Annotated in this window: 9 protein-coding genes and 1 pseudogene; 8 read left to right on the forward strand and 2 right to left on the reverse strand. The window is 38.9% G+C overall.

What is annotated here, in order from left to right; translation table 11 throughout:
• The first annotated feature begins 193 nt into the window (after nt 1–193).
• On the forward strand, nt 194–1,576 hold the full coding sequence (locus V7161_RS07970; protein WP_335443837.1) for an L-cystine transporter: 1,383 nt from the start codon (nt 194–196) through the stop codon (nt 1,574–1,576).
• 77 nt (nt 1,577–1,653) lie between these two features.
• On the opposite strand, the gene V7161_RS07975 is transcribed toward V7161_RS07970, so the two are convergent.
• Nucleotides 1,654–2,484, reverse strand: a complete 831-nt coding sequence (locus V7161_RS07975; protein WP_335443840.1) for a HipA family kinase — start codon at nt 2,482–2,484, stop codon at nt 1,654–1,656.
• A 254-nt stretch (nt 2,485–2,738) separates the two neighbouring features.
• A pseudogene (locus V7161_RS07980) lies at nt 2,739–3,430 on the reverse strand (aspartate/glutamate racemase family protein).
• 278 nt (nt 3,431–3,708) lie between these two features.
• Between V7161_RS07980 and V7161_RS07985 the strand changes: the two are divergent.
• The 7 genes from V7161_RS07985 to V7161_RS08015 all read left to right on the forward strand — a co-directional run.
• Nucleotides 3,709–4,677 carry a LacI family DNA-binding transcriptional regulator gene (locus V7161_RS07985; RefSeq protein ID WP_335443843.1) on the forward strand — a complete coding sequence of 323 codons (969 nt, stop codon included), beginning with the start codon at nt 3,709–3,711 and terminating at the stop codon, nt 4,675–4,677.
• A gap of 152 nt (nt 4,678–4,829) precedes the next feature.
• Nucleotides 4,830–5,801 (forward strand): ABC transporter permease, encoded by a 972-nt coding sequence (locus V7161_RS07990; protein WP_335443845.1) that lies wholly within the window; start codon nt 4,830–4,832, stop codon nt 5,799–5,801.
• 16 nt (nt 5,802–5,817) lie between these two features.
• Nucleotides 5,818–6,714: a carbohydrate ABC transporter permease gene (locus tag V7161_RS07995; protein WP_335443875.1), complete on the forward strand. Its 897-nt coding sequence runs from the start codon at nt 5,818–5,820 to the stop codon at nt 6,712–6,714.
• Nucleotides 6,715–6,824: 110 nt separating this feature from the next.
• Nucleotides 6,825–8,429 carry an ABC transporter substrate-binding protein gene (locus V7161_RS08000; RefSeq protein WP_335443847.1) on the forward strand — a complete coding sequence of 535 codons (1,605 nt, stop codon included), beginning with the start codon at nt 6,825–6,827 and terminating at the stop codon, nt 8,427–8,429.
• A gap of 98 nt (nt 8,430–8,527) precedes the next feature.
• A complete protein-coding gene (locus tag V7161_RS08005; RefSeq protein ID WP_335443850.1) occupies nt 8,528–9,508 on the forward strand; it encodes a carbohydrate kinase family protein in 981 nt (326 codons plus the stop codon).
• A gap of 2 nt (nt 9,509–9,510) precedes the next feature.
• Nucleotides 9,511–10,989 carry a glycoside hydrolase family 32 protein gene (locus V7161_RS08010; RefSeq protein WP_335443853.1) on the forward strand — a complete coding sequence of 493 codons (1,479 nt, stop codon included), beginning with the start codon at nt 9,511–9,513 and terminating at the stop codon, nt 10,987–10,989.
• Between the two features lie 17 nt (nt 10,990–11,006).
• A partial coding sequence (locus V7161_RS08015) for a YesL family protein (RefSeq protein ID WP_335443856.1) occupies nt 11,007–11,484 on the forward strand: 478 nt, incomplete at its 3' end.

The raw sequence follows: 11,484 nt of genomic DNA on the forward strand, positions 1-11,484 counted from the left end.
AAATGATTGATTAGTTTTAATCTAATAATATTTTGTTGAAATCTGCCAGTGAGTGCTTTGGGTTTGAATGGGCATAAGTACCCATTTGAATTATGAGAACTGTCCCGTTGGTTCAATTATTCCGACTTGACCAATAGGATTAATGCTTTTATAGTAGTGTTTATTACATATAGAATATTTAAGGGGGAGTAACATGAATACCTTGCTTATTATCATTAATATTGCAGTTTTTCTACTGCTCGTTTTAGGATTGTTTGCGATGCAGAAGAAGCATGTGTCTTTTTCAAAACGTGTTTTTGCTGCTCTAGGTTTGGGAATTGTTTTTGGGTTTATCATTCATTTCATTTATGGGACAACGTCCGATATTACTGTAAAGTCCATCGATTGGTTTAATATTGTTGGAACGGGGTATGTAAAACTATTGCAAATGGTTGTAATGCCTCTTGTGTTTATTTCAATTGTTGGAGCATTTACGAAATTAAAGCTGACTAAAAATATCGGGAAAATCAGTTTTCTTGTTATTGGCATTCTTCTTGGAACGACTGCCATTTCTGCAGCGATCGGAATCGGTTCAGCGCTGGGATTTGGCCTGGAGGGAATTCATTTAAGTTCAGGGGAAGCAGAAGCAGCTCGAAATGCGATGTTGGAAGAAAAGGTTGTTGGTGTTAAAGATATGACGATTCCGCAACAAATCGTCGAATTACTTCCAAGTAATCCATTTCAGGACCTAACCGGTGCCCGTCCAACCTCTACCATTGCTGTCGTTATTTTTGCCGCGATTGTGGGTATGGCTTACCTTGGCGTAAAGAGAAAGGATCCGGAACACGGAGAATTTTTTGCTAAAATCATTGATACTTTTTATTCCATTATCATGCGGGTCGTAACTCTTATCCTTCGTTTAACGCCATATGGGGTCCTTGCATTAATTACGAAAGTGATGGCGACCAGTGATTACGAAGCTATCGCGAAATTAGGAAAGTTTGTGATTGCATCTTATGTAGCTTTAATTGCGATGTTTATCGTTCATCTGCTGCTTTTACTACTTGCGAAATTAAGCCCTGTAAATTATGTGAAAAAAGCTTTGCCGGCATTAACATTTGCCTTTACTTCACGTACAAGTGCAGGAACATTGCCTTTAAATATTAAAACACAAACAAAAGACTTTGGTGTATCGGAAGGGATTGCGAACTTCGCCGCATCGTTCGGACTTTCAATCGGCCAAAACGGATGTGCTGGTATCTACCCAGCGATGTTAGCCGTCATGGTGGCGCCTTCTGCAGGCATCGATCCAGCTAGCCCATCGTTTATTATTACGCTTATTTTGGTGGTGGCCATTAGTTCCTTTGGCGTTGCCGGTGTTGGCGGCGGAGCGACTTTTGCCGCATTGATCGTTTTATCTGTATTAAACCTTCCAATTGCTATTGTTGGGCTACTGATCTCTGTTGAGCCATTAATCGATATGGGACGTACTGCCTTGAATGTCAGCGGAAGCATGACAGCTGGAGTGCTGACTGGTAAGATTACGGGTGAATTGGAAAATGAGGTTTACCAACAGACGAGAGTGATAGAGGCATAAAAAGGGAATTTCCCAATTAGTAAGATTAATAAAAACAGTGTGCAGGATAGCCTTATAAGAGGGCTATCCTTGTTTTTTTATTTTTTCTTTTTAGATGAATTGTTTTTATATTTATTGATGAAGTTGTCTATGACATTTGGTAAGGAATTTTTGTGGTTTACAAGAAACTGGTACAGGGCTTCGCTTTCCTCTTTTGATACCGCCCATTCTTTGGGGATGGATTGAATAACTTCATAGATTAAGTTGTTTGGAGTGGAGATAATTTTTTCTACATATGATGTAAAATCTTCATTATTGAGAATAGAGAAAATCCATTGGTAAGATTCTCGGTATTTCATCTTATATTTTAGTTTCTGACTAAGCGTTTTTGCAGACCATTTGTATCCGCCCGGAAAACATTTTCCATGATCGATCATGTGGAAATAATAGCTGTCTTCACTAAGCCGTTCCAGAAGCAAATTGCTCATCGTTCGATCGGAATTATACACCCATTGATCGAATACCGCCATTGCGGCAAGCATATCTTGATTTTTCACTTCCGTCTTGGATGGAAGTGCTTTAAATTCTTTTAAGACAATACTGTTTTCGATGAATAAACACGCATACTGGCATCCTGAACTGAATTTGTATTTTTTGGATTGTAATTCAGGGTTTTTCTTTATGAATTCGTCTGGGATGTATACAAGCTCGAAGGGGACAACGGGAAGGGAAAGGAGCGTTGCAAGTTGAGCTGCCACATACTCATTTACTGCTTCTTTGGCTCTCTCCCTTGTAGTGCCGTTCCATTTCACTACATATTTTTTACCGTCGTTAAAAAGAATGACATGAGCCGTACCACCTCTTAATGTTTGTACGAACTTAACCGGATATTTCAACAGTCCCATCGATTCCGTGTTAATTACCTCCATTATTGTTTTAGATAATTACATTAAATTAAAATTAGCTAACATTTGAATTGGACAAATGCATATTTTTTACGTATTTTTGTGAATCCGTATGTACGAACACCAAATATAACAAGAAAGCACCGTTTATGGGGTGCTTTCTTGTTATATTACCGGTTTTAATTTTCGTAATACCGCTTCATAACGAATCTTGGTTAAATCAAGCTTCCCCCTTAATACAATAAGCACAGTCTAGCTTTATGCTCAGATGGATGAAATCATAAATCAAATGCTTTATTCACCGCAGCGATTGCATGAATCGATGCTGTGTCAAATAATGGTACCTTAGAATCCTCTTCTTTTATCAATAAACCAATTTCCGTACAACCTAGGATCATTCCATCCGCGCCGTTTTCTATTAAAGAGCTTATTACTTTTTTATAATTCGTTCTGGATGAATCAAGAACTTTACCTAAACATAACTCATCATAGATAATGTCATTTACCATTTCTCGTTCGTATCGTTAGGGACAATCACCTTTATCCCATTTGCTTCTAACCGTGATTTGTAAAAATCCTGTTCCATTGTATACTTTGTTCCGAGCAGGCCAACAGTACTGATGCCACTTTTTTTAATTTGAGCGGCTGTTGCGTCTGCAATATGTAGAATAGGGATCGTGATCTTTTCTTGGATGGCATCGACTACTTTGTGCATCGTATTGGTGCAAATAACGATAAAGTCAGCACCCGCTTTTTCTAGAGTAAGGGCCGCTGAGGCTAAAATTTCTCCAGCTCTTTGCCAGTTACCCTCAGACTGACAGCGTTCAATTTCGGCAAAATCTACGCTATACATCAGACACTTTGCTGAATGGAGTCCACCTAATCTACTTTTCACCTCCTCGTTAATAATCCGATAATATTCAACCGAGGATTCCCAGCTCATACCCCCAATAAGACCAATCATTCTCATACATTCACCCCATTATCTTTATTAACTAATCTAATCATAAATCTCACTGTGCATCATTTAAAGGGATAGGTATCGCTTTAATTCGACATTCTTATTTATATGATGTGGTCATAGTGGACGGTTTTAGTGGTATCAATACTCATAAAAACCATGAAACCTGTCCCTGTGGCAACTTTTTAATATTTTCTGAAAAAAAGTTGTTGAAACGTTTCCAAAGCAGTGATAAGATAAGTTCATAAAATCATTGAAACGTTTCCAAGGAATTGGAGGTAGTTGTAGTGCCAAGTATTAAAGATGTTGCCAATTTAGCAGGTGTGGGAGTTGGCACTGTCTCAAGAGTCATTAACAACCATGCAAATGTTACACCCGAATCGATCAAGAAAGTGAATGATGCGATCAAACAATTAAATTACATACCTAACGAAGTGGCAAGAAATTTTAAAATGCAAAAATCGAAAATGGTCGCCCTTTTGCTTCCTAGTATATGGCATCCGTTCTTTTCAGAAATGGCCTATTACATCGAAGATCAACTGGACCAGGAAGGGTATAAACTTATGCTCTGCAATAGCGGGGGAAGACCGGATAAAGAAGTCTATTATCTTGACATGCTCAATCAGAACAAAGTGGCTGGTATTATCGGAATCACTTACAATGACATCGAAGAAAATGTGAATACCGACATCCCCATCATTAGTATTGATCGCCATTTTGGATCGAAAATTACCTGTGTGACCTCCGATAACTACGAAGGCGGACGGATTGCTGCAAGACAACTTGTAAAAGCAGGTGTAAAAAAAGCCGCTTATCTTGGAATAACGAGTCTTGCATACAGCGAAGTCATTCTGAGAAAAAAAGGATTTGTAGACGAAGCCAAGCTTCATGGAATTGAGTATGTTACATTTGAAGAAAACGGCGATGTTTACGACGATGATGTTTTTTTTGAACAGTTCTTTCAAAAACATGGTAACGCAGACGGCATTTTTGCCAATACGGATATTCTAGCTGCTGAATACATTAAAAAAGCAAAAGAACGAGGTCTTAAAATTCCAGAAGATGTTAAAGTCATTGGTTATGACGGAATTCAAAACAATGATTTGTTTCATCCGATCCTTTCTACCATTCGACAGCCAGTTGAAGAAATGGCAAGAATGTCGGTCAAGCTTCTATTACGAAAAATTGAAGGAGAAGAACTAGAGCAAGAGATTTATCGAATTCCCGTTAAATATAGAGATGGTGAAACGATTTAGTTCTTTTTTTAGCTATCGTTGGAAACGTTTCAACACATAGAATTATGGCCATTTCCGAATTATAGGGTATAAGAAAAAGATGCTGGTTTTAATCTTGTCCTTTAGGTTATCTGAAAGAGTTGAAATGATATTAAAAAGGTGAGGGAGACATAATGAAATTAACCTTAAAAGCTTCCACTAATTCTTTAAAAGCATCTACCATCGAAATGAAGGGTGTAAACAAGAAAAGCAGGGTCAAAAGGATCTTGGAAAGCTATGAGCTTTATCTCTTTTTATTGCCGGCTATCATCTACTTTATTGTTTTTCAATATGTCCCCATGTACGGTGTTTTAATTGCCTTTAAAGATTTTACCCCATCACTTGGAATTTTAGGCAGCCCGTGGGTTGGGTTCGAAAATTTCATACGTTTTTTTAATTCCTATCAATTTTGGGATTTAATCAAGAATTCGTTAGGTTTGAGTATTTTTCAACTGATCATCGGATTTCCAATGCCAATCATTATTGCGCTTCTGTTAAATCAGATGATACATGAGAAATATAAACGATTTGTCCAAACGGTTATTTATGCTCCACATTTTATTTCCATAGTGGTTCTCGCTGGAATGGTCTTTGTCTTTTTCTCTGACAAAGGGCTAATTAACAGTGTTGTTACACTTTTTGGCGGAAAAGCCATCACCTTTATGTCTGAACCAAGTTGGTTTAAGCCTCTCTATATCGGTTCAGGAGTTTGGCAGGAAACAGGTTGGGCTTGTATCGTCTATCTTGCGGCGCTTGCGGGAGTCAGCCCGGAAATTCATGAAGCTGCAACAATGGACGGCGCAAATAAATGGCAGCGAATTTTACATGTAGATATTCCGGCGATTATGCCAACGGCGATTATCCTGCTCATTTTGTCAGTTGGAAATTTAATGAATATTGGTTTTGAAAAGGCTTACCTTATGCAGACGCCTCTTAATCAACCAGCTGCCGAGATTATCCCGACTTATGTCTATAAAGTCGGATTGCAGCAGGCCGAATACAGTTTTGGAGCCGCTGTCGGTTTATTTAACAGTGTGGTCAACTTGATTTTGCTCTTTATTGTCAACAAAACAGCCAAGAAATTTTCTGGCTCAGGGTTATGGTGAGGAGGCATTAAAATTGATACAAACAGCGAAAACCATCAAATCAAAAGAAGATAAAATATTCGATGTGGTCAATACCATTTTTTTAACGCTGATTTGCTTGGCAGTCTTATATCCATTATATTTCGTCGTCATTGCTTCTATCAGCAACCCGGATATGGTTTATAACGGAGAAGTTTGGTTTTTTCCAAAGGACATCACCTTTGAAGGCTACAAACGGATTTTTAGTGACCCGAAAATATGGATCGGATATAAAAACACAGTCGTTTACACCGTGATCGGAACTGTTGTACAGGTTTCACTGACGTTAATGGCAGCCTACGCGCTCTCACGCAAGGACTTTTACGGAAGAACCTTTTTTATGATGATGATTCTCTTCACGATGTTTTTTAATGGAGGATTAATCCCAACTTATCTAGTGGTGAAACAATTAGGGATGCTTAATACGATCTGGGCCATGATCCTTCCCAAAGCGGTGGCTGTCTGGAATCTTATCGTAGCTAGAAGCTTCTTTGAAGAGAATATACCTAATGAACTTCTTGAGGCAGGAAAAATTGATGGCTGCTCGAACACCAAATTTTTCTTGAAAGTGGTTCTGCCGCTTTCCAAACCAATCATTGCAGTCATGGTGTTGTTTTACGCGGTTGGACAATGGAACTCGTACTTCGATGCTCTTATTTATTTAAATGATGAGAGTCTCTATCCTTTGCAATTGATTTTGAGAAATATCCTGACACAAAATCAGTTGAGTATCAAAATGCTTAGCGATCTCGACAGTCTTGCAGCACAGCAGCAAGTGGGGGAGATTATTAAATATGGAATTATTATTGTAGGGGCCCTACCGTTGTTAATTGTTTATCCTTTTGTTCAAAAGCATTTTGTAAAAGGCGTTTTAATTGGCGGAGTAAAAGGATGATTATTAATTCAAAGCATGTAAGGAGGTGGTATCGAGCTGCCAAAGCCACTACCACTTATTAAAAAATAATATGTTTTAAAAATAAAATGATCATAAGAGGAGAAATAGACATGAAAAAGTCATGGTTAACGAATTCACTTGTTTTATCCATTGGTTTATCTACCATTCTCGCAGGTTGTTCAAATAGCTCAAGCGGCAGTGCAAGCGAAAAGAAAGTAAAGGTTAAGATGAATGAAACTGGATTGCCGATTGTAGACAAAACAGTTACCTTGAATTTTGTATCACCAAAATCTCCTTTAGCTCCAAATTTTAAAGATATGACTCTATTTAAAGAATTGCAGAAAAAGACTAATGTTCAAATTACGTGGAATAACATTCCAACTGATGGTTATCAAGAAAAGAAAAACCTTTTGCTGTCAAGCGGGGATTTACCAGATGCGTTTTATAATTCAGGATTTACGGATTTGGATATCGTGAAATATGCAAAGGATGGAACGATTATTCCTCTTGATGATTTAATCAATAAATATATGCCTAATTTAAAGAAGAGATTAGAAGAAAGACCAGCTCTAAAGAGTGTCATTACTGCTCCTGATGGGCATATTTATTCACTGCCAAGAGCAGAGGAGATGGATCTGATTGGACTCCCAAATACTATGTACATAAATAAAGCATGGCTGGATAAGTTAGGTTTAAAAATGCCAACTACTCTTGAAGAATACCACAACGTCCTAAAAGCGTTCCAAGATAAAGACGCAAACGGAAACGGCAAAAAAGATGAAGTCGGATTAACCTACCTATTTAATGGCTGGTGCGGAAACTTCGGTGATATGATTGCTGCCTTTGGTGTTCCTGATAATAACGATCACCGAATTGTGCGCGATGGAAAAGTAATTTTCAGTGCCGCTCAACCGGAATATAAGGATGCCATTGCTTATTTCCATAAGTGGGTAAAAGAGGGGATCCTGGACCCGGAAGCTACGACTCAAGACCAAGCGAAGTTATTCTCAAAAGGGAAAACAAAAGATGCGACTCTAGGTTCCTTTATTTGGTGGGAAGACACTGAGTTAGTCGGAACAGACCGTCAAGATGATTATGAGATTCTTCCACCTCTTAAAGGACCAGCTGGAACTCCAATAGTGGGACGTTCTAATTACTCTGAATATAGCCGGGATGCATTCGTAATCACGAAAGCCGATAAATACCCTGAAATTACCGCAAGATGGGTAGACCAGCTATACGAAGCAAAAGAATCAGCCCAGGTTAACTGGGGTCCAATTGGTGAGATTTATCAGGAAGATGCTAATGGTAAGCTTGTAAATAAAGAATTGCCGGCTGGAGTCGCAATGGGTGAATTCCGTCAAAAAGTAGCACCTGGCGGACCATTCGTAGTATTAAAGGATGACTTCGGAAAAGTGGTCGATATGGAACCGCGTGCAAAAGAACGTTTACAGATTTTAGAAGAATATTATCGTCCATTTGAAGAAAAAGAAAACTATCCTCAAGTATTCTTTAATGAAGAGGATACAAAAAGAATTAACCAACTGCAGACCGATATTACTCAGTTTGTCAACCAAAAACAAGCCCATTGGCTGCAAGATGGCGGAATTGAAAAAGAATGGGATAGCTATGTAAAACAATTAAACCAAATGGGGCTTCCAGAACTTATGAAACTATACCAAAAAGGTCTTGACAATTTTAACAAAAATAAATAAATCATCTGTTCTATAGAGGGCAGAACATAAGGGAGCAGCCTTTGTTCTGCCTTATCTTTTGTAAAGTACTCTAATCATTTTGAGGTAGGTGAACTTGCATGTACGATATTACAGCAATTGGAGAGGTACTCATTGATTTTACACCCTCTGGATTTTCAGAAAATGGGATGATTCTGTTTGAACAGAACCCGGGCGGGGCACCGGCCAATGTTTTAGCTGTCTTGTCCAAATTTCAAAAAAAGACTAGTTTTATTGGAAAAGTTGGAAAGGATCAATTTGGTACTTTTTTAAGAAATACATTGGAGCAACTAAATGTCGATACTACTGGTCTAGTTATTTCAGAAGATACAAATACTACTTTAGCTTTTGTTCACTTAGATCCAACGGGTGATCGCACATTTAGCTTTTATCGTGACCCTGGAGCTGATACTACATTAGAAATAGAAGATGTAAATTTCGACATGATTAAAGATACAAGGATTTTCCACTTTGGTTCGGTATCCATGACGCATAATCCTTCTGCTGATACCACTCTTGCAGCGGTTTCTTTTGCAAAAAAAAATGGAGTCCTTATTTCATTTGATCCAAATTTGCGGGAGTCACTGTGGGATGATTTAAACCGTGCCAAGGAAATGATGTTTAAAGGACTTGAATTTTCAGATGTCGTAAAAATTTCTGAGGAAGAATTAGTATTCCTTACTGGGGTTAGTGACCTAGAAATAGGATCCAAAATGATCTGTAATAACTTTCAGGTTCCTCTATTGTTCATCACCTTAGGTGGGAAAGGCAGCTTTTTTAGACAAGGAGAAAAAACAGGTTTTGTATCAGGGTATGTAGTCAATGTACAAGATACGACGGGAGCAGGAGACGGATTCCTTGGTGGAGTGCTTTATAAGGTTCTTGAAAAAAACTGCAAGATTGATAACTTACCGATGGAAGAATTAACAGAAATGGCCTCATTTGCTAACGCTGTTGGCGCTTTAGCGACAACTAAAAGAGGTGCGATATTAAGTATGCCTACTCTCGATGAGACTACTACACTTATTGCTTCAAAGGCAACAATAAAGGAGAGTTTGTAACTATGGGATTGGAGACATCTAAATTGCTAAGTTCAGATCCATACACAGAAAACTACCGGCCACAGTTCCATTTTACACCTGAATCTAATTGGATGAATGACCCAAATGGGATGGTTTATTATGAAGGTGAATATCATTTGTTTTATCAATATCATCCTTACAGCGCCGTATGGGGGCCGATGCATTGGGGACATGCAGTAAGCACGGATTTGATTCATTGGGAGCATCTTCCGATTGCTTTATACCCTGATGAAAATGGAGCCATCTTCTCTGGAAGTGCGGTTGTGGATTGGAATGATTCCAGTGGATTTTTTAACGGAGGAACAGGCCTAGTTGCCATTTTCACTTCAGCGGACGGTCCAAAACAAACGCAAAGCATTGCTTACAGTACGGACAAAGGTCGAACCTGGATAAAATACGAGGGGAACCCGGTTTTAAGCGATGAAAATTATCCGGATTTCCGTGACCCGAAAGTGTTTTGGCACGAGGGTACGAAGAAATGGGTCATGATTTTGGCGGTAGGAAATCATGTAAGAATCTATCTTTCTGATGACATTAAAACATGGAACTTTGCAAGTGAATTCGGAAGGGAAGCAGGCTCCCATGATGGGGTTTGGGAATGTCCAGATTTGTTTGAATTGCCAATCGGAGAAACGGGTTCAAAGAAATGGGTCATGATCGTGAGCATCGGAAACGACGATGCATATCCAGAAGGTTCACGAACCCAGTATTTTATCGGCGAATTCGACGGAAACACTTTTATTAATGATAACTCGGATGAAACGGTTCTTTGGATAGACTACGGCCGCGACAATTATGCTGGAGTGACCTGGTCCGATACACCAGATGGAAAACGGATGTTTATCGGCTGGATGAGCAATTGGAAATATGCCAATATTACGCCGACGAAGGAATGGAGAAGTGCTATGACCTTGCCGAGGGAGTTGTCACTCATTAGCACAACTGAAGGCGTTCGCTTAATACAGGCACCTGTTAAGGAAATAAATAGTCTTCGAAAAGAGAAAAGGGAATGGAAAGATCAACTTATTGGGGCTGATTCCAAAAATCTACTCTCTGATTTTAGAGGGAAAGCCATCGAAATCATCGCAGAGTTTGAACTCCATTCGGCAGCTGAATTCGGATTTCTAGTAAGGACATCAAGTGAAGAAAAAACGATCATTGGGTATGATGCAACGAAACAGGAGATTTTTATCGACCGGCAGTATTCAGGTGAATCATCGTTTCATCCGTCGTTCGCCTGCAGACATTCTGCTAGTGTAAAACCAGAAGGAAATCGAATACAGCTTCGATTGTTCTTAGATTGGTCGTCGGTTGAGGTGTTTGCCAATAACGGTGAATCCGTCATGACAGACTTAATTTTCCCGAGCAGTACAAGTGAGGGATTGGCATTGTTCACCACTGGCGGGGATGTTACACTAGTTTCATTAGAAATGTATCATTTAAACTCAATCTGGAAATAAACAGGAGGAAGTCATCCATGAATATCCTGAATAGTCGAATGCTGCGGAGCATTGAAAAAATGGTAGACCTATTTTTATTGAATTTGATTTGGCTCATTTTTTGTCTCCCGGTGGTTACGATTTTTCCAGCAACGACCGCGATGTATGGTGTGATTCGAAAATGGGTGATGGGCAAAGAAACAGACGGGGTTTTCCGGAGCTTCTTCAAGTTGTTCCGGGAATGTTTTTTTCAAAGCATGGGAATCTCAATCCTATGGTTTGTTTTAGCCTATTTGATTTTTCTCGACTATCAACTGGTGCATTCGAACTTGCTAATGATGGGTATTCTTGGGCTGCTGACTCTATTATTCTTGTCGATAACGGTTTATTTATTTCCGGTTATGGCTCATCTTGAGACTAGTTGGAAATATATTATTCGAAATTCGCTAATAATGGCCATTTCTTATCCTGTATCCACACTCCTGTTAATTGGGGTATTACTTATTTCTATGTATC

This window comes from Neobacillus drentensis (assembly GCF_036965425.1).
Lineage (GTDB): Bacteria > Bacillota > Bacilli > Bacillales > Cytobacillaceae > Neobacillus > Neobacillus drentensis_F.